Here is a 19,671-nt window from a genome sequence, read left to right on the forward strand (position 1 = left end):
GCGATGGCAAAAGCGTTAGTGATTTTTTTACATGGCGTCGGCAGCAACGGCGATGATCTCGCGGTGCTCGGCGAACATTGGGCGCGCCTGCTGCCGGATGTGGCGTTTGCCTCGCCGAATGCGCCCTATCCTTTTGAACACGCGATGGGATATCAGTGGTTTAGCCTGACCGGCATCACGCCCGAAAACCGCCCGTCGCGCGTGCGTGAAGCGCGCGCGGCCTTTGATAACACGCTGCAGCAGCTGATGGCGCAGCACGGCATGGCGGATGCGTGGGACAGAGTGATTCTGGTGGGCTTTTCGCAGGGTTCGATCATGGCGTTAGATGCGCTGGCGTCGGGCCGTTATCCGCTAGCCGGCGTGGTGGCCTTTTCCGGCCGTCTGGCATTTGATGGCGCACTAACGCCGCAGCCGTATACGCCTGCGCTGCTGATTCACGGCAAAGCCGATGAGGTGATTCCGTTTAGCGAAAGCGTATCGGCGGAGCAACGTTTACAGCAGGCTGGCGTGACGGTGGAAGCGCGTTATGAAGCGGCAACCGGCCACACCATTTCATCGCAGGGTGCGATGGATGCCGCCGGTTTCATTGCGCAATGTTTACAGGATTAAGGCCAGTAACGATTTAACGCCTGCCACGCTTTTTGCGCAGCCACGTCTGCTGGCTGCGCCTTCAACTTATCGTTGAACACTTCAATGCCGACCGGCCCGCTGTAACCGGCACTTTTCAGCTTATCGACAAAGCGTTCCACTTCGATGATGCCATCGCCCGGCAACAGGCGCTGGTGACGCGCGTACTCGCTGAGCGGCTGCTTATCCTGCGGTGGCATGTCGGCCATATCGCACAGCTGCACTTCGTAGATACGGTCGGCGGGAATGCCATCCAGCTGCGACGCATCGCCGCCTAACGCGCAGATGTGGAACAGATCGACCACTAAACCGATATTCGGCTGGTCCAGCTGTTGCAAGCGTTCCCACGCCAGCGGCAGCGTGTTATCTACGCTGCACCACGCCATCGGCTCATACATGATGCGCATGTTGTAGCGCGCGGCTTCCGATGCCATCCAACGTAAATCTTCATCAATACGCGCCGCCACACAATCTTCACGCGTGCTGGCCGGTGCCTGAATGGTGTCGCAGCCGATGGTTTGGGCAATCTGAATAAACTGACGCAGCTCTTCACGTTTTTGCTGGCGGTCGCGATCCGGCGCACCGGTGAAATCGCGCAGCACTTGCACATTGGTGAAGCCAAGCTGCAACTGCTTCGCTAACTGTGGCGTACTGGCTTGCACATCGTCGCGCCAGATCTCAACCTGATCGAAACCGGCGGCGCGTGCGGCACGCAGCTTCTCCTCAGGTTCACCGTTTAACAACACCAGGTTAAGGAATTTAGGGTTACAACGCATGACACAGCTCCTTAATCGTCCGGATAATCGGTGACAAATTCTGTGCGTCACGCGCACAGAATGGCGATCAGTATCTACCTCTGAGGAGTTATTTCAAGCGCGATGGTTATCCGAGCAGATTGACCGCGGCAAAACCGGCGAAGGTCATCAGCAGCGAACCAATAACATGCACCATCACGCTCGACATCGCCCAAAGGTATTTACCTGATTGTAGCAACCCAACAATTTCTGCAGAAAAAGTGGAAAAGGTGGTTAAGCCGCCACACAAACCAGTGACAATTAACAGTTTCCAAAAGGGATCGATATGCGGATTACGCACAAAAAAGGCTAGCGCTGCGCCGATGATAAAACCGCCTACCAGATTGACCATCAGGGTGCCGGGCGGCAAATTAGGAAACAGCGCGTTAAAACGTAATGAGATCAACCAACGCAGCGTACAGCCCACCGCACCGCCCAGCACCACCGCCAGTAACGACTTCAACATAGTTTGGAGCTCCTGATATGAATGACGCGCAGGGCCGCGGCAGGACAGAATAACACCTGACACACCGCCGTCTCCCGCGCAGGGATACGAGTGTTGTCAGGCGTCATCAGCCGTCTGTGACCAGAACGGCGGTTGGGGAAGGTGGCACGCCATCACCTTAGGCGGGAGATAATACGCTGGCTTGGCAATGCAGACAATATGGTGAAGGAGACACAATGGTGTCGCGGCGCGATCTATCGCGCGCATCAGTGAAGGCACCGTGCCAATCCCTCTTTGCGTAATAAATTGCGCCGCTACGGTTGGTGCCAATATCAACGTTCGAAGTGAATCACGCCCTTAATCAGTTCCCGGTTGTTAATCACATCCGCTTCAAAGTGCTCTGCCAGCGTAGAAAAATCATAATGGCGATTGAGCATCATGTCGGCACGAAGCTGCCCGTTCGCCATCAGTTCGCCTACTTTCGCGAAATCTTCCAGCGTGGCGTTGCGGCTGCCCAGCAGCGTGGTTTCTTTTTTGTGGAACTCGATATCCGGGATCACCAGATCGCCTTTGTGCAGGCCGACAAACACGATGATGCCGCCGTGACGAATCAGTTTCACCGCGCCGTTCATCGCCGCTGGGCTGCCGGTGGCATCGATCACTTTGGCCGGCAAACGCCCACCAAATTCCGCCCGCAACTGCGCCTCAAAATCGGCGTCTAATGGATTCACCGTCGCCAAACCCAGCTTCTGCGCTACGTGCGCACGGCGTTGCTCGCTGGTGTCGGCCACCACCACATTCGCCCCCGCTGCCGCCGCAATCGCGGCCACGCCAAGACCAATCGGACCTGCGCCCACCACCAAAACCTGCTCATCCGCCGTAACGGCCGCACGGCGCACCGCATGCGCGCTGATGGCGAAGGGTTCAATCAGCGCGGCGGCTTCGGGATCAACCTCATCCACCGCCAGCAAATTGCTGGTCGGCACGCTAAGGTATTCGCAGAAACCGCCATCCTGATGCACCCCAATCACCGAGATTTTTTCGCAGCAGTTGGTTTTGCCACTTAAACAGGCATCGCACTGCTGGCAGGCAACGTAGGGAATCAGCGCCACGCGCTGGCCCAGCCTGAAGCCGCTGGTCTGGCTGCCGAGTTCTACCACTTCGCCACACAGCTCATGCCCCAACACACGTGGATAGCTGAAAAACGGCTGATTTCCGGCCCAGGCGTGGATATCGGTGCCACAAATGCCGGCGGCGATCGGTTTGATCAGAACTTCATGGGCGGCGGGCGTCGGCTTCGCGCGCTGCTGCCATACCATCTGGCGCGGCTCGGCGACCACCAGCGTTTTCATCGTTGTCATTGGCTTCTCCTGTGCTGTTGTCGCAGTTATGGCGAAAATCGCCGATGGCGGCGTTTTGCGTTGGGGGAAGTGTGAAGCCAACCGCTTTTTTTGGGCTTTGTATGGTTTTTAATAGATAAAAAACCGGAGACGCGTATGAGCCGCAGCCAGAATCTACGTCAGAACGTGATTAATCAGATGCTGGAAGGCATTGCCAAACGGCATATCCGTTCGCCGTTGCCACCGCAGGCGGCGCTGGCCGAGATGTTCAACATCAGCCGCACTACGGTGCGCCACACTTTGCAGCATCTGCATGAGCGCGGCGTGCTGGAAAAGGTGGATGAAACCTACGTTATCGTGCGCGATCCCAGCGAAGAAGATGGTTTTAACGCCCTGACGCCGCCGATCGATCAGCAGGCGCTGCAGTTTGAGCAGACCTTTTTCAACCTGATCAATCAACGTCAGCTGATGCCGGGCGATACCTTTAGCGAGCTGCAGTTAGCCCAGCAGGTGAAGGTCAGTCCGGTTGTGGTACGTGAATTCCTGCTGCGCTTTATGCGTTATGACCTGCTGGAACCGGTGAAGCGCGGACAATGGCGCATGAAGAAGTTCGATCAGAAGTATGCCGAGAACCTGTTTGAGCTGCGTGAAATGCTGGAAACCCACGCGCTGACCCGTTTTCTCAACCTGCCTTCGCAGGATGAGCGCTGGATGCAGGCGCGCGACCTGCTGGATCGCCATCGTTCGATGCGTGACACCATCGCCAGCAATTACCGCCACTTCGCCGCGCTGGATAAAGAGATGCACACGCTGATTCTCTCCGCCGCCAACAATCCGTTTTTTAATCAGTCGCTGGAGATTATTTCCGTGATTTTTCACTCGCATTATCAATGGGATGAAACCGATCTTAAGCAGAGAAATATCGTGGCGCTGGAGGAACATATGGCGATCCTGACAGCGCTAATTAGCCGTCAGGATGTCGAAGCCTTGTGCGCCCTGCACACTCATCTCGGCACCGCCAAGACATCGATGATCCGTTCGATCCGCCAGTACAATTAAAAACCGATTAAAAACCGCAAAGCATTAGCTCCCGCACGAATCTGAAACATCTCCGCAACATCCCGATCTGATTGCTTCTAGTCTCGAAGTCAATCCGTTGGGGCAGCACCGTTTTGCTGCCGCAGGATCCCACACAAACGCATAACGATAAGTACCCAGATCCGGGAGGTCGCAATGGAAAATACTTCGGCTCGTGGCCGCGAAAACGCGCCACAACCGGCTGCAGACGGGCAAGATTTTATCCCGGCACGCAGTGACGTGGTGCGCTCGCCGCGCATCAGAAAGATCCAGATTACCGCCATGCTGCTGCTGCTGTTCGCCGCCATGATCAACTATCTCGACCGCAGTTCGCTGTCGGTGGCCAATATGACCATCCGGGGAGAACTGGGTTTATCCGCGACTGAAATTGGCGTGCTGCTGTCGGCCTTCTCGCTGGCGTATGGCTTAGCGCAGCTGCCGTGCGGTGCGCTGCTCGATCGCAAAGGGCCGCGCATCATGCTGGCGATTGGTATGTTCTTCTGGTCGCTGTTCCAGGCGGCCGCCGGTTTGGTGCATAACTTCACCCAGTTTATTTTGGTGCGTATCGGGTTAGGTATTGGCGAAGCGCCGATGAACCCGTGCGGCGTCAAGGTGATCAATGACTGGTTCAACATCAAAGATCGCGGCATGCCGATGGGCATGTTTAACGCCGCTTCGATGATTGGCTTGTCGATTGCGCCACCGATTCTGGCCGCGATGATGATGGTGATGGGCTGGCGCGGCATGTTTATCACTATCGGCGTGCTTGGCATGTTTCTCGCCATCGGCTGGTATCTGATGTACCGCGATCGCGATAACAACACGCTGAGCGGCGAAGAGATTCACTATCTGCAGGCGGGCAGCGTGGCATCGCGCAAAGAGCCGCTGAGTTTTGCCGAGTGGCGCGGCCTGTTTAAGCAGCGCACCATGTGGGGCATGATGATTGGCTTCAGCGGCATCAACTACACCGCGTGGCTGTACATCGCGTGGCTGCCGGGCTATCTGCAATCCACTTATAATCTCGATCTGAAAAGCACCGGTTTACTGGCTGCGATTCCATTCCTGTTCGGCGCGGCGGGCATGCTGCTGAACGGTTATGTGGTCGATGCGCTGGTGCGTCGTGGCCATGATGCGGTGAAGGTGCGTAAGGTCTCAATCGTCACGGGCATGCTGTTGTCCGCCGCGTTTACCGCCTTTGTAACGCGTGCCACCGACACCACCAGCGCGGTCACCATGATTGGTATGGCGCTGTTCTGCATCCACTTTGCCGGTACATCGTGCTGGGGTCTGATTCACGCCAACGTCACGGCGCGCATGACCGCCTCGGTCGGCAGCATCCAGAACTTCGCCAGCTTCGTGTTCGCCTCGTTCGCCCCGGTGATCACCGGTTGGGTGCTGGATACCACCAAGTCGTTTAGCCTGGCGTTGATGATTTGCGCCGGTGTGACGGTGATGGGTGCGCTGGCCTATTTGCTGCTGGTGCGTAAGCCGATTACCGATGGGGTTTGATCGTGCATAGCGCCGCACATACCGTAGCGGCGCGATTTATCGCGCATGTCGATGTCGGCAACGTGCCCAACCGAGCAATGCGCAATACATTGCGCCGCTACAGATTCAGGGGGTGAAAAACTGCGATTCGCACTGGCGGGCGATCTCCCACAGCTTGTTGCGAATCACCTGTTTCAGCTGCAGCGTTGATTGCGACTGCGGCTGATCGCGGCGACTGATTAACATCACCTCAAACGGTAGCGGCTGCGCGACCGGCAACAACTTGAGCTGGTCGGCATAACGGCACGCGGTAAACAGATCGACAATCCCGACGCCGCCGCCCGCCAGCACCATATCGGCAATCACCGAATAGGTTTTAATCGACAGTGATACCGCCGGATTGAGCCCTTTATCGCGCAGCGCGCGGTGCAGCACCCGACCGAGCGGATCCTGATTCTGCATCATCAACAGGTTGTTGGCGCACAGCCACTCCAGCGTCACCGGCTCATGGTGGGTGTGATCGCGCGGCAGCAACGCCACCATCGACGACTGAAACAGCGGTTCCGCCAGTAAATCGGCATCCACCTGCTGACCAAACACCAGCGCGAAATCGAGCTGATTATCCATCAGCATGCGGCACAAGGTGCTGAAGTGCTCGGTGACCAGTTCCACGCTGACCGACGCCGCCTGTTGCCGCCAGTTCACCAGCGCGGGTGCTAATACCATCTGACCAAACGCATGCGCAGCACCGACGCGCACCGTTTGCCCTTCGCCGCGCCGCAGTTGCTCGGTCAGTTGGGTAATCGCTTGTAAACGCTGATAGATATCTTCCACTTCCGGCAGCAAGCGCCGCCCTTCTGCCGTCACCACCATGCCCTGCGCGCGCCGCTCAAACAGCGCAAAACCGAGCTGCTGCTCGGCGTGATTAAGCACGCGGCTGACATTCGGCTGCGACACATTCAGCAAACGCGCCGCCGCACTGATGCTGCCGGTCTGCACAATCGCCTGAAAGACTTCAATATGCCGCAGCCGCATGATTATTCGCCCCAGGTGGCTTCAAGCACGCGCAGCCAGTTGCCGTGGCAAATCTTCTCCAGCAGCTCACGCGAATAGCCGCGCTGCGCCAGCGCCTGCACCAGCAGCGGGAATCCGGCCACGTCCTTAAAATCGCCTGGCATGGTGGCGCCATCGAGATCCGAACCAAAACCGACGCCCTCTTCCCCCACTTTTTCCAGCAGATACTCAACGTGACGCACGATGGCATCGACGCCGGTCGGCGCATGGCGATCGCCATCTTCACGCAGGAACGGCACGGCAAAATTGACGCCGACAAAGCCGTTGGTTTCGGCAATCGCCGCCAGCTGGCGATCGGTGAGATTACGTGACTGCGCGCTGAGCACATGCGCGTTGGAGTGGCTCGCCACCAGCGGCGCATCACTGATTTCCGCGGTGTGCCAGAAGCCTTTCTCATCCATATGCGACAAGTCGACCATGATGCGGCGGCGATTACAGTCGCGCACCAGCTGCTTGCCCGCAGCCGTCAGGCCGTTGCCGATATCCGGCGACGAGGGATAGAGGAACGGCACGCCGTCGCCGAACTGATTCGGGCGGCTCCACAGCGGTCCCAGCGTGCGCAAGCCGCTGGCATACAGCATGTCGAGCAGCTCGCCGTGGGTATCCAGCGCTTCCGCACCTTCGACGTGCATCACCACCGCTAACACCTTGTTCGCCATGCAGTGACGAATCTCGCGCACGCTGCGGCAAATCTTCACCTGGCCATTCGAGGCCTGCTCAATGCGCAGCAGCAGCGCCAGCATGGAAAAGGTCGCGTCGCGCGCTGAGTTGATAATTTCCTGAGGAAAATCTGCGAGGTCTGGCGCACTTCTTGCAATCAGAGGGTGGGACGGCACCCAGGTGGCGAAAATGCCACCTACCATATTTCCCTGACGGATACGCGGCAAGTCCATTTGGCCCGTTTTGGTGCCAGTAAAAAAGGCATTAACCGCGTCCGGCTGATGGTGCTGCCACAGCTTATTCAGCACATCGTTGTGGCCGTCAAAGACCGGAATATCGAGGGTAATCGAGTCAGACATGTTGTTCAGTTCCATGTTCGGGGGAAAGCGCAGCACTGCCAGCTGGCGGAGCAAATTGCACCATAAAAGGGCAAAACCACACGCGTGAAACAAAGGACGTAGAACCGGTATTAATCCTCCGGCGGGTGCCTAAAGTCAAGACAAAAAACAATCAAATAACGATTTTTTATTTTAATTATCAATAAGTTGGGAGTTTATATGGTTACCAGAAGACGTTTTCTTGCAGGATGCACTGCTGTACCTGTTGTTTCCTACCTCAGCCTGAATTCTTCCTTTGCCGCGACGCCGCCGACCATGCTGGTGATCGCGATGCAGCTCGATAACATCACCAGCCTCGATCCACACGAAAGCTTCGAAGCCACCGGCGGCCAGATCTGCGGCAACCTCTATCAACGTCTAGTCACGCCCGATCCCAAGCAAGCCGATAAAGTGATTGGTCAACTGGCGCAAAGCTGGGACGTCAGCAGCGATAACGGCACCTACACTTTCCATCTCGATCCGGCGGCCAAATTCGCCGATGGTTCGCCGCTTACCGCAGAAGACGTGGCGTTCTCGATTGAGCGTATCGTCAAGCTGGATAAGAGCCCGGCCTTTATTATCAACCAGTTCGGCTTTACCAAAGACAACGTGACGCAGCGGGTCACCGCGAAAGATGCGCACACCGTGGAGATGAAACTCGGCGCGCCGGCGGCCGAAACCTTCCTGCTCTACTGCTTGTCCGCCACCGTCGGCAGCATCGTGTCGAAGAAAGCCTGTCTGGCGAACCAGCAGAACAATGACTTCGGTAACGGCTGGCTGAAACAGCACAGCGCCGGTTCCGGTGCCTTTACCCTGCGCACCTGGAATGCCAGCGAAACGGTGATTCTGGAGATTAGCCCGCAATATAAAGGCGCCAGCAAAACCAAACGCGTGATCCTTAAACACATCGCCGACCCAGCCGCGCAGGCGCTGATGCTGAAAAAAGGCGATGTTGATGCCGCGTATGACCTCACCACCGAACAGCTGCTGCAGGTGAAAAACGACAGCAGCGTGTCGCTGGTGAATCAGTCGCTGTCGGCCATCATGCTGATGTCGTGCAACACCAATAATCCGTATCTGAAAAAACCGCAGGTGTGGCAGGTGCTGAAGTGGGCGCTGGATTACGACAGCATTCAGAAAAACATTCTGTCGATGAGTTTTGTTACCCATCAAAGCTTCCTGCCGAGCGGCTTCCCGGCGGCGCTGGACGATACGCCATTCCACAAAGATCTGGCGAAAGCCAAAGCGCTGCTGGCCGAAGCGGGATATCCGGACGGTTTCGAAATCACCCTCGATCACTACTCCATGCAACCGTATCCGGACATCGCGCAGGCGATTCAGACGCAATTGGGCGCGATTGGCATCAAAGTGTCACTGATCGCCGCTGAAAACCGCCAGGTGCTGACCAAGATGCGTGCACGACAGCATCAGCTGGCATTGACCGTGTGGGGCGCCGATTACTTTGATCCTAACTCCAATACCGAAGCCTTCTGCGTTAACACTGACAACAGCGATAACGCGCGTGCGCGAACGCTGGCGTGGCGCTGCAGCTGGTCAGACGATGAATTTAACAAACTCACCGAGCAGGCGCTGCATGAGCCGGATCCGACGAAGCGCATCGCGCTCTATCAGCAGATTCAGCAGCTAGGCCGCGAGAAGAGCCCGTTTATTTTCATGATGCAGAAGACCAAAAACGTGGCCACCAGCAAAGCGCTGAGTGATGTCCACATGACCGTGCTGGAGCAGTGGCCGTATGCGCAGGTGAAAAAAGCCTGATGCCGTTACTGAAGAGAATCGTCAGCACCCTGGGAAGCCTGGTGCTGACGCTGTTTGGTCTGTCGGTGTTGACCTTTTTCATTGGCCGCGTCATGCCCACCGATCCGGTGCTGGCGGCTGTCGGTGATAACGCACCGCAATCGGTAGTTGAGCGCGTACGTGCGGAAATGGGGCTGGATCAGCCCCTTTACGTGCAGTTTGGTCACTACCTCAATCAACTGCTGCATGGCGATCTCGGTAAATCGATTCTCACCTCGAATCCGGTGATTACCGATATCGCCCGCTTCTTCCCCGCCACCATGGAGCTGGCAACGGCGGCCATCATCATCGCGGCGCTGGTTGGCATTCCGCTTGGCGTGTGGGCGGCGGTGCGTCAACGTTCGTGGGTCGATCAAACCATTCGCGTGATCTGTCTCGCCGGCCATTCGCTGCCGGTGTTCGTGCTGGCGCTGCTGAGCCTGCTGGTGTTCTACGCGGTGCTCGGCATCGCGCCCGGCCCCGGACGACAGGACATCATCTGGCAGGATATGGTGCCGCAGGTCACCGGCTTCCTCACCATTGATTCGCTGCTGGCCGGGGAAATGGACGCCTTCTGGGATGCGCTGGCCCACATGGCGCAGCCGGTGCTGATTCTGGCCTACTTCAGCATGGCCTACATCACGCGTATGACGCGCACCTTTATGCTTAACGCGCTGAGCGGCGAGTTCGTGATCACCGCGCGCGCCAAAGGTTTGTCGTCACGGCGGGTGATTTGGCGGCATGCGTTTCCCACCGTGGCGGTTCAGCTGGTCACGGTGCTGGCGCTGACCTACGCCGGATTGCTGGAGGGCGCGGTGGTGACGGAAAACGTCTTCGCCTGGCCCGGTATCGGCCAATATCTCACCACCTCGCTGATGAACGCCGACATGAACCCGGTGATCGGCGCCACTTTGCTGGTCGGCACCGTGTATGTGCTGCTCAATCAGCTGGCTGATCTTCTCTATCGACTTTGGGACCCGCGCGTAAAATGATCTTCTTCTCACGAGAATGGCTGCTCGACGACACGCCAGCCAATCGCCGCCAGGCGGTGTGGGGCCGGCGTTATCGCCTGTGGCTCAGCCTGCGCAGTAATCCGCTGGCGATGGCCGGATTGCTGGTGGTGGCGGTGATGCTGCTGCTGGCGCTGTTTGCCCCGTGGCTGACGCCGTTCGAACCCGGTATGCAGCATCTGGAAAACCGTCTGGCGGCCCCTTCCGCCGCGCACTGGCTCGGCACCGATGAGCTGGGGCGCGATGTCTGGACGCGCATTATCTACGGCGGCCGCACCACGCTCGGCATGGTGATCGCCGTGGTGCTGCTCACCGCGCCGCTCGGTCTGCTGATTGGCTGCATCGCCGGCTATGCCGGCGGTTTCATCGATAAAGCGCTGATGCGTTTGACCGACATCTTCCTCGCCTTTCCGCGTCTGATTCTGGCGCTGGCGTTTGTCGCCGCGCTGAAACCCGGCGTGGAGAGCGCGATTCTGGCGATTGCCCTGACGTCGTGGCCGCCGTATGCGCGTCTGGCGCGGGCCGAAACCCTGCAGTTCCGCCACAGCGACTTTATCGCCGCCAGCCGTCTGACCGGCGCTTCGCCGCTGCGCATTATTCTGCGCCACATCATGCCGCTGTGCGTGCCGAGCCTGATTGTGCGCGTCACGCTGGACATGAGCTCCATCATCATCACCGCTGCCAGCCTCGGTTTTCTCGGCATGGGCGCGCAGCCGCCGTCACCGGAATGGGGCACGATGATCGCCACCGCGCGTCGTTTCCTGTTCAGCGAATGGTGGGTGCCATTGATGCCGTGTATCGCGATTTTCCTGACGTCATTGGCGTTCAACTTTCTCGGCGACGGTCTGCGTGACGTGCTGGATCCTAAGGAGCGCTAAATGTTGGTGGAAATTGAGAACCTGCGCGTTGCCTTCCGCTCGCGCAGCGAAACCGTTGAAGCGGTGCGCGGCGTCAGTTTTAGCGTTGGCCACGAGAAGTTTGCCATTGTCGGCGAAAGCGGCTCCGGCAAGTCACTGACCGCGCGCAGCCTGATGCAGCTACTGCCGGGCAACGCGGAAGTGAGCGCCGATGTGCTGCGCTTTGACGGCATCGATCTGCGCGGAGCCAGCGAGAAAGTGCTGCGCAAAATTCGCGGCAAGCGCGTCGGTTTTATCCTGCAGGACCCGAAATACTCGCTCAATCCGGTGATGACCATCGGCCAGCAGATTGCCGAAGCCTGGCGCGAGCACAAAGGCGGCAGCCACAAAGCGGCGATGCAGGCGGCGATTGAGCTGCTGGAGCAGGTGAAGATTCGCGACCCTGAAGCCGTGGCGCAACGCTATCCGCATGAAGTTTCCGGCGGCATGGGCCAGCGCGTGATGATTGCCATGATGCTGGCACCCGATCCGGAACTGTTGATCGCCGATGAACCCACCAGCGCGCTGGATGCCACGGTGCAGGCGGAGATTCTCAAGCTGATTGACGAGCTGGTATCGGCGCGCGGCATGGGGCTGATTCTGATTAGCCACGATTTGCCGCTGGTGTCGCACTTCTGCGATCGCGTGGCGGTGATGTACGCCGGCCGCATCGTTGAGCTGCTCGATGCCGGGCAGTTGCAGCAGGCGCAGCATCCCTATACGCGCGGTTTGCTGGCGTGTTTGCCGTCGTTGCGCCATCCGCGCGAACGTTTACCCGTATTGCAGCGCGATGCCGCGTGGCGCAACTAACGCAGTTTCAAGCCGCTCCGTATGCGTAGCGGCGCGATTCATCGCGCATTTTGATGTTGGCACCGTGCTCATCCGGGCATTGCGCAATAAATTGCGCCGCTACGGAATGGTGCGTGAAAAATGAAAACAGGCTTCCCATGATTCAAATCGATAACCTGCGCATCAACTTCGGTGCGCACACGGCGGTAAAAGACGTCAGTTTCTCGGTCGGTAACGGCGAAAGCTTTGGCCTGGTCGGTGAAAGCGGCTCGGGCAAATCCACCATCCTGCGCGCGCTCGCCGGACTGAATGCCGACTGGCAAGGCAGCATGCTGTTTGGTGGCATGCAGCTCAGCGCCAAACGCAGCCGCGCCTTCTATCGTCAGGTGCAGATGGTATTTCAGGATCCGTTTGGTTCGCTGCACCCGCGCCAGACCATCGATCGCATCCTGCACGAACCGCTGCTGGTGCATCAGCTCGATCGCGCCGAACAGCGCATCAGCCAGGCGTTAAGCGAAGTGGGGTTGCCCGCGTCGGTGCGTTTCCGCTATCCGCATCAGCTGTCGGGCGGCCAGCGTCAGCGCGTGGCGATTGCGCGCGCGCTGATCGCCGAACCGGAAGTGCTGCTGCTGGATGAGCCGACCTCGGCGCTGGATGTGTCGGTGCAGGCCGAAATTCTCAATTTACTCAGCGATCTCCGCAGCGAGCGCAAACTCACCTACATTATGGTGACGCATAACCTCGCGGTGGTAACGCATCTGTGTCAGCGCATTGGCGTGATGCAGAATGGCGAGATGGTGGAACAGCTGAGCGCCGACGATCTGCGCGCGCGACGCATCCAGCATCCACATACCGCCCAACTTTTCGATCTCAGCATGACGCTGGAGGAACCGGCATGACCGCTTACTGGCAACGCGCCGCGGATGTCGCACAACAGATCACTGAAAGCTGGCAACAGCCCGGCGCGCCGGGCGGTGCGATGATCCTGTTTGATGCGCAGCAGATTCACTCAACGCACTGCGCCGGATTGGCTGATTTGGCGCAGCAAACGCCGTTTAGCGCCGACAGCGTGGTGCGTTTCGCCTCCATCACCAAACATCTGTTTGCCGCGCTGGTGACCGGACCGGGACGCCGCTATCTCAAGCTCGACGATCCGCTGGTGCAGCATCTGCCGCAGCTGCGCGGCGCCAACGGCCAGATCACTGTCGGCCAGGCGCTGGATATGAGCAGCGGTTTGCCGGACGTGCGCGAAACCTTATCGCTGCTGGGATTGTCGGTGTACAACGCCACCCGCGCCGACGACCTGCTGGATTTTGTCGCGCGCGAAGGCGATCTCAACTACGCGCCCGGCAGCGAAATCTCCTACACCAACACCGGCTATCGGCTGGTTGAAGAGGCGCTGAAAGCCAAAGGCGTGTTATTTAATGATCTGCTGCAGCAGTACATCTGCGATCCGCTGGACATCAACCTGATTGCGCCGGAAAGCTGGTTCGATATTGTGCCCGGTTTAGTGCCCGGCTACTGGCAAAACGGCGCGCAGTGGCAGCTCTCCAGCGCCGGTTTGCATCTCTCGGCATCGGGCAGCGTCACCGGCAGCCTGAATCATCTGACGCGCTGGCTGCAAAGCCTGCTGGCCGATAGCGGGCCGGGCGCGGGCGTGCTGCAGCGCCTGAGCGCGCCGCGTCATCTCAACGATGGTCGCACCAGCGGATACGGTTTGGGCATCACCAGCTCGATGCTTGGCAGCCAGACGCTGTTCGGTCACGGCGGTTCGCATGCCGGTTATAAGAGCTATTTCCTGCTGCATCCGGAGCTGAAAATCGGCGTGGCGCTGGTCGCCAACCGCGAAGATGTCACCACCTCAGAAAGCGTGCTGCGCGTGATGGCGGCGCTGCTCAATCGTGCGTTACCGGAGAAAGGACACGATTTAACGCCCGGACTTTACGTGGCGGAAGACGCCGCCGACTGGCTGGAAATCAAAGGCGTGACCGCCACCTGGCTCGGCGCAGGCGAAACCTTGTGGCGTGACGATGTGCACGGCACGGCGGTGTCGCTCTCCAGCACTTTCCCGATGCAATTACGCCATGCTGGCGCGGCGATTGTGGGAGAGATTGGTCATGCCGCCCGACGTTTTGTGCCGGTGCAGGCCGATCAGGCCAGCCTCGATCATCTGCAGGGCCGCTGGTTCGCGCCGCAGTGGCGCAGCGAGTTGGTGATTGAGGGCGACAGCTTAATCATGGGCATCGGCCCGGCAGCGATTCGTGCGCGTTTACAGTCGCTGGGCAACGATCGCCTATTAGCTACCGCGCAGGATGGACCGTGGGAGAAGCGCTTCGCGATTGCGCGCGAAGGCGACACGCTGCGGCTGCAATTGAATCGTAGCCGCGTGGTGCGCTTTTTACAGACAGCACGCCCTAAATAATTCGAGTTGCAGCAAGGCGGCAAGTGGGTGAATCCCCAGGAGCTTACATCAGTAAGTGACTGGGGTGAGCACACATAGCCAACGCAGCGGCGGCTCGAAGTATGACGGGCGCTAAGCCACGTAATGATGTAAACGACCGATTTTCTCGATTTCCACTTCAATCTCATCGCCGGGGAACATAAACAGCGGTGGCGTGCGTTTTTTACCGACGCCGCCCGGTGAACCGGTGATGATCACATCGCCTGGCGACAGCGGGCTGAACGCGGAGATGTACTCAATGATCTTCGCCACCGGATGCACCATGCTGGCGGTGGTGTCGTTCTGCACTTCGCGCTGATTGAGCCAGGTTTTGATCGCCAGCTGCTGCGGATCGGGGATCTCGTCAGCGGTGGTCATCCACGGTCCGAAACCGCCGGTCTGCTGCCAGTTTTTCCCGGCGGTGAACCAGGTAAACTGCATGTCGCGCACCGTGGCATCCATAAAGCAGCTGTAGCCCGCAACGTGCTGCAACGCATCGGCGGCTTTCACCTGATAGGCCGCTTGGCCGATGATCACCGCCAGTTCACCTTCGTAATCAAATTCCTGCGTGGTGATGGGTTTCAGCAGCGGCTGCTGGTGCGCCGCCAGCGAATCCGCGAAACGCACAAATAGCGTCGGCGCTTCAATCGTCTCGGCAAACTCTTTGCGTTTGTCGGCGTAGTTCATGCCAACGCAGAACACTTTGCCAGGATTTTCCACCACCGGCAGGAAGCGAATGGCGCTAAACGGGTGATCAATCGGCTGGGACACATAGGCGTCGAGATCGCTTAACGCGCCGCGTTGCAGCAAGGTTTTCAGGTCCGGGCAGTCAGCGCCAAGACGCAAGCCGATATCAATCACGCCCTCTTGCTGCACAATACCGTAACTTTTTCTTTGCTGGTCAATAAGATAAAAACTGCAGAGCTGCATGACTGCCTCGTTGTGATCTATAAATTGCGCGCAGGTTAGCAAAATTCAGCAGGAAATGCGGACCGACCTGATGACGCTATTTTCCACATCGCGCAATAAATTGCGCCGCTACGGTATGTGCACATATTGGTAGCGGCGCGATTTATCGCACATTTTACATTACGACTGCGTGGTCGCCAGATAGGAGAAGGCGCTCAGCAGGCTAATCAACGTGTTCATGTCATCCGCGCGATAGCCAACGGTGACCGCGTCAATGCGCGTCACGCCGGGAATCAGGCTGAACAAATCCGCCAGCACCGGTTTGCTGGCTTGCAGCTGCATCTCATAGGGCGCGATCAGGCGCGTGGTGCTGACCTGGCGTTTGCGTTGCACGGCGGCCGTCGCTGCAGCGCGAATGGCATTTTGCGCTGCCTGCGGGCTAATGGATTCGGCGCAGGTGTGCGAGATGGCGCGTTTCACACAGACGTAATCCACCGAGGGATAATGCTCGGCAATCCAGCCTTTAAGCTGGTCGTCGCCGCTCACCAGCCACAGCGGCGTGCCCTGTTCAGCCGCGGCTGCAGCGTAAATGTCGCTTTCGCCCATCACCTTGCCGTTGATGTGAATGCGCCAGAACGCACGGCCGTTAATGGTGTGCGCCAGCACACCCGGTTCACCCGCCGCGCTGTGATAGCCGATAAAGAACAGGCCATCAAACGGCTGCTGCTCAATGCCTTCTACCATCGATAAGCCGCGCGGTTTGCCCTGCACCATGCGCGCGCGGGGATCGATATTTTCCGCACGCAGGTTGGTCATCTGCGCGTGGCTGTCGGCCACCACCACTTCCGTTGCGCCGCCAGCAAAGGCGCCATCGATCGCGGCGTTAATTTCCTGTTCCATCAATCCGCGTGCCAGTTGGTATTCGGCGTGGCCGGGTGAACACTGTTCTGGTCGCATCACGCCGGCGATGCCTTCGATATCGGCTGAGATAAAGATTTTCATCAACTTAATTTATCCAATACTTCCGTTAACGACGGCCGATGATGGCCGCGAAAACCGGTGACAGATTCGGCGCTGAGTAAGGCATCCAGCACCGCGTGTTCGGTGGCATCGGCGGCGGCGGCGAGCAGCGGTTCCAGCGTGGACTCTTCTGGCGGTTGCGGCTGCGGCTGGGTGGAAAACGCCAGCGCGATATCGCCCGAACCGTGGCCCCAATAGCTGCCCAGTCGTCCCAAACCGGCACCGGCGCGTTTGGCGACGCGCTTCAGCTGACGTGCATCGAGCGGCGTATCGGTCGCCATAATAATGATGATGGAACCGGCATCGCGCTGCGGCGTCAGTTCCGGCAGCAGCGGCGCGATCATTTCACCCAGGCGTACGCCATCCAGCGTCAGCGCAGTTAACGCGCCAAAGTTCGCCAGCACCAGCACGCCCAGCGTGGCGTTGAGCGACGGAATACTGCGCGATGCGGTGCCAATGCCGCCTTTCAAACTGAAACAGCTCATGCCGCGCCCGGCACCGACGCTGCCGCGCTCGAAATCTGCCGTGGCGTCATAGAGTGCTTGCTGCGCCATCGCTTCGGTGATCGCCAGCGCCTGAATATCGTTAAGCCAGCCGTCATTGCACTCCAGCGCCAGCGGATTGACCGTGGGCAAGCTGCGGCCCAACTCGCGGTTGCGGCTGATGGCATCGCGCACCAGCGTAGTAAACAGCGTGCCAACCGCCAGCGTGTTGCTCAGTAGAATCGGCGTTTGCAGCACGCCTAACTCTTCAACCTGCACCAGGCCAACCGGCTTGGCGAAACCGTTAAACACCGCCGCCGCACAAGGCAGCGGCTGGATAAACAGATTGTCGCCCGGCGGCACAATCGCGGTAACGCCGGTTTGTCGCTCGCCGTCGGCTAGCGTGTAGTGACCGACGCGCACGCCCGGCACATCGCTGATGCGATTGGTTGGCCCGCTGGCGCTGCGCGGTTGTCCCAACTGGCGCTCGTTGCGCCAGCGTTGCAGCAGCAGGTCGCGCTGCAGTTGTTGAAAGTCCATGCTTAACTCTTCAGTTTGGGATCGAGCGTGTCGCGCAGCGCATCACCCAGCAGGTTAAACGCCAGCACGGTAATAAATATCGCCAGACCCGGAAACACGCTGACGTGCCACAAGCCCGCCATCATCATGCTGCGGCTCATCGCCAGAATATTGCCCCACTCCGGCACATCGGGTTCCGGGCCGAGGCCGATAAAACTCAGCCCGGCGGCGGTCAGAATACTGGTGCCAATACGCATAGTGAAATAGACAATCACGTTTGACAGCGTGCCCGGCAGAATATGGCGCAGCAGAATCACGCGATCCGGCGCACCGGCGCAGCGCACCGCTTCAACATAAGCTGCCTGTTTCAGCGACAGCGTAGAAGCACGCACGATACGGGCAAATACCGGCACGCTGAAGATGGCCACCGCAATGATGACGTTGTTGAGTCCCGGACCGAGAATCGCTACCACCGCAATCGCCAGCAGCATGCCGGGAAAGGCGAACAGCACGTCGGAGCCACGCATAATCAACATATCGATCCAGCGTCCGTAATAGCCCGCCAGCAAACCCAGCAGCACGCCCACCACCATGCCGAGCGTTACCGACAGCACGCCAACGTACAGCGAGATGCGTGCGCCAAAGATGATGCGGCTGAACAGATCGCGACCCAGTTCGTCGGTGCCCATCCAGTGCGTACTGGACGGCGGCGATGACAGCGCCATCCAGTCCGGCGCCATCGGATCCCACGGCGCCAGCCACGGGGCGAAAATGGCCACCAGCACCAGCAGCAGCACAAAGCCGCCGGAGACCAGCGCCAGCGGATTACGCACCAGCGCGTGCAGGAAATCGCGCCACGGCGAACGGATCGCCTCCTGCGCGTGGGCAGGCAGAGATTGCAGACTCATCAGGGCTCCTGTCGCAGGCGAATTGCTGGGTTGACCACGGCATACAGCAGATCGACCAGCAGGTTAATGACGATAAATTCAAACACGAACAGCATGACTAATGCCTGGATCACCGGTTGATCCTGCGCCTTGATCGACTCGATCAACAGCCAGCCCAATCCCGGCCAGTTGAACACGCTTTCGACCACGATCGATCCGCCGAGTAAGAAACCGAACTGCAAACCGAGCATGGTGATCACCGGGATCAACGCATTGCGCATCACGTGTTTCCACGTTATCAGCCGATTGCGCAGCCCTTTGGCTTTGGCGGTGCGCACGTAATCTTCCTGCGCCACTTCAAGAAACGCCGAACGGGTGAAGCGCGCCATTACCGCTGCCACCGAGGAACCGAGCGTGATCGCGGGTAATACGATGTCGCTGGGCTGGTTGAAGCCGCTGACGGAGAACAGGCCAAACGGCATGGCGACGAACTGGATCAGCAGCAGACCAAGCCAGAAAGTGGGCATGGAAATGCCGCCGACGGCGACGCTCATTAAGGTCCAGTCCTGCCATTTACCGCGTTTCAGTGCGGCAAATACGCCGAGGAATAACCCCAGAATCACCGACCAGGCAAACCCGGCCAGCGCCAGCCACAGCGTCGGCATAAAGCCCTGTTTGATCACGTCCAGCACCGGCTGTTGGGTGCGATAAGTGACGCCCAGATCGCCACGCAGCAGGCCGCCGATCCAGTTGATATATTGCTGCGGCAGCGGATCGTTAAGTCCGAGATGCTGACGCGCTGCTTCCACCGCGGCCAAAGGCGCATCCGGCCCGGCGTAGATACGCGCCGGATCGCCAGGCAGCAGTTTGATGAAGCCGAAGACCAGCAGCGAGACCACCAGCAATACGGGGATCATCTCCAGCAGTCGGCGAATGATGTATGCGAACATGCGGTTCCTTTATTTTTTGGGATGGTGCTGGCTGTCTCCAGATCGTGCTGGCTGTCCCCAGACCGTGCTGGCTGTCCCCCATCCCGGCCTTCC

General features: G+C 58.9%; 19 protein-coding genes and 1 riboswitch. Of the genes, 9 read left to right on the top strand and 10 right to left on the bottom strand.

The features are described 5' to 3' along the window. Positions 1-3: 3 nt before the first annotated feature. Complete coding sequence (locus AAF463_RS18480; protein WP_350261259.1) at positions 4-609, top strand: prolyl oligopeptidase family serine peptidase; 606 nt, start codon at positions 4-6, stop codon at positions 607-609. On the opposite strand, the gene AAF463_RS18485 is transcribed toward AAF463_RS18480, so the two are convergent. The 3 genes from AAF463_RS18485 to AAF463_RS18495 form a co-directional block, all read right to left on the bottom strand. Then, complete coding sequence (locus tag AAF463_RS18485; protein WP_350261260.1) at positions 606-1,403, bottom strand: sugar phosphate isomerase/epimerase family protein; 798 nt, start codon at positions 1,401-1,403, stop codon at positions 606-608. The genes AAF463_RS18480 and AAF463_RS18485 overlap by 4 nt on opposite strands. 106 nt (positions 1,404-1,509) lie before the next feature. Beyond that, positions 1,510-1,887, bottom strand: a complete 378-nt coding sequence (gene crcB / locus AAF463_RS18490) for a fluoride efflux transporter CrcB (protein WP_101762757.1) — start codon at positions 1,885-1,887, stop codon at positions 1,510-1,512. Positions 1,888-1,977: 90 nt separating this feature from the next. Continuing rightward, positions 1,978-2,053, bottom strand: a riboswitch (Fluoride riboswitch). A 145-nt stretch (positions 2,054-2,198) separates the two neighbouring features. Next, on the bottom strand, positions 2,199-3,227 hold the full coding sequence (locus AAF463_RS18495) for a zinc-binding alcohol dehydrogenase family protein (protein WP_350261261.1): 1,029 nt from the start codon (positions 3,225-3,227) through the stop codon (positions 2,199-2,201). 135 nt (positions 3,228-3,362) lie between these two features. Between AAF463_RS18495 and AAF463_RS18500 the strand changes: the two genes are divergently transcribed. Continuing rightward, the gene (locus AAF463_RS18500; RefSeq protein WP_192236923.1) at positions 3,363-4,265 is read left to right on the top strand and encodes a GntR family transcriptional regulator; all 903 of its coding nucleotides are present in this window, start codon (positions 3,363-3,365) and stop codon (positions 4,263-4,265) included. 174 nt (positions 4,266-4,439) lie between these two features. Then, a complete protein-coding gene (locus AAF463_RS18505) occupies positions 4,440-5,792 on the top strand; it encodes an MFS transporter (protein WP_350261262.1) in 1,353 nt (450 codons plus the stop codon). Between the two features lie 105 nt (positions 5,793-5,897). Here the strand turns inward: AAF463_RS18505 and AAF463_RS18510 are convergent, their stop codons facing one another. Continuing rightward, the gene (locus AAF463_RS18510; RefSeq protein ID WP_192236921.1) at positions 5,898-6,806 is read right to left on the bottom strand and encodes a LysR family transcriptional regulator; all 909 of its coding nucleotides are present in this window, start codon (positions 6,804-6,806) and stop codon (positions 5,898-5,900) included. 2 nt (positions 6,807-6,808) lie between these two features. Next, positions 6,809-7,864: a dipeptidase gene (locus tag AAF463_RS18515; protein WP_110867725.1), complete on the bottom strand. Its 1,056-nt coding sequence runs from the start codon at positions 7,862-7,864 to the stop codon at positions 6,809-6,811. A 198-nt stretch (positions 7,865-8,062) separates the two neighbouring features. Here AAF463_RS18515 and AAF463_RS18520 point away from each other — a divergent pair, with 198 nt between their 5' ends. From AAF463_RS18520 to AAF463_RS18545, 6 genes are all read left to right on the top strand, one after another. Continuing rightward, positions 8,063-9,658 (top strand): ABC transporter substrate-binding protein, encoded by a 1,596-nt coding sequence (locus tag AAF463_RS18520; RefSeq protein WP_350261263.1) that lies wholly within the window; start codon positions 8,063-8,065, stop codon positions 9,656-9,658. After that, positions 9,658-10,668, top strand: a complete 1,011-nt coding sequence (locus AAF463_RS18525; protein WP_350261264.1) for an ABC transporter permease — start codon at positions 9,658-9,660, stop codon at positions 10,666-10,668. Before AAF463_RS18520 ends, AAF463_RS18525 begins: the two co-directional genes overlap by 1 nt. Continuing rightward, entirely contained in the window at positions 10,665-11,564 is a 900-nt protein-coding gene (locus AAF463_RS18530; protein ID WP_061719814.1) for an ABC transporter permease, read from the top strand. Before AAF463_RS18525 ends, AAF463_RS18530 begins: the two co-directional genes overlap by 4 nt. Further along, positions 11,565-12,392: an ABC transporter ATP-binding protein gene (locus AAF463_RS18535; RefSeq protein WP_110867699.1), complete on the top strand. Its 828-nt coding sequence runs from the start codon at positions 11,565-11,567 to the stop codon at positions 12,390-12,392. 137 nt (positions 12,393-12,529) lie between these two features. Beyond that, positions 12,530-13,270, top strand: a complete 741-nt coding sequence (locus AAF463_RS18540; protein ID WP_110867700.1) for an ABC transporter ATP-binding protein — start codon at positions 12,530-12,532, stop codon at positions 13,268-13,270. Continuing rightward, positions 13,267-14,793 carry a serine hydrolase domain-containing protein gene (locus tag AAF463_RS18545; protein WP_350261265.1) on the top strand — a complete coding sequence of 509 codons (1,527 nt, stop codon included), beginning with the start codon at positions 13,267-13,269 and terminating at the stop codon, positions 14,791-14,793. Before AAF463_RS18540 ends, AAF463_RS18545 begins: the two co-directional genes overlap by 4 nt. Positions 14,794-14,904: 111 nt before the next feature. Here AAF463_RS18545 and AAF463_RS18550 read toward each other — a convergent pair whose 3' ends face one another. The 5 genes from AAF463_RS18550 to AAF463_RS18570 form a co-directional block, all read right to left on the bottom strand. Beyond that, the gene (locus tag AAF463_RS18550) at positions 14,905-15,741 is read right to left on the bottom strand and encodes a fumarylacetoacetate hydrolase family protein (protein WP_101762766.1); all 837 of its coding nucleotides are present in this window, start codon (positions 15,739-15,741) and stop codon (positions 14,905-14,907) included. A gap of 159 nt (positions 15,742-15,900) precedes the next feature. Then, on the bottom strand, positions 15,901-16,722 hold the full coding sequence (locus AAF463_RS18555; protein ID WP_350261266.1) for a M55 family metallopeptidase: 822 nt from the start codon (positions 16,720-16,722) through the stop codon (positions 15,901-15,903). Next, a complete protein-coding gene (locus AAF463_RS18560; protein WP_350261267.1) occupies positions 16,722-17,762 on the bottom strand; it encodes a P1 family peptidase in 1,041 nt (346 codons plus the stop codon). Before AAF463_RS18560 ends, AAF463_RS18555 begins: the two co-directional genes overlap by 1 nt. A gap of 2 nt (positions 17,763-17,764) precedes the next feature. Continuing rightward, positions 17,765-18,649 carry an ABC transporter permease subunit gene (locus AAF463_RS18565; protein WP_007891891.1) on the bottom strand — a complete coding sequence of 295 codons (885 nt, stop codon included), beginning with the start codon at positions 18,647-18,649 and terminating at the stop codon, positions 17,765-17,767. After that, positions 18,649-19,578, bottom strand: coding sequence for an ABC transporter permease subunit (locus AAF463_RS18570; RefSeq protein WP_350261268.1), 930 nt, complete (start codon positions 19,576-19,578; stop codon positions 18,649-18,651). Before AAF463_RS18570 ends, AAF463_RS18565 begins: the two co-directional genes overlap by 1 nt. Between the last annotated feature and the right edge of the window lie 93 nt (positions 19,579-19,671).

It is taken from the genome of Pantoea sp. BJ2 (assembly GCF_040255075.1).
In the GTDB taxonomy this organism is placed as follows: Bacteria; Pseudomonadota; Gammaproteobacteria; order Enterobacterales; family Enterobacteriaceae; genus Pantoea; species Pantoea leporis.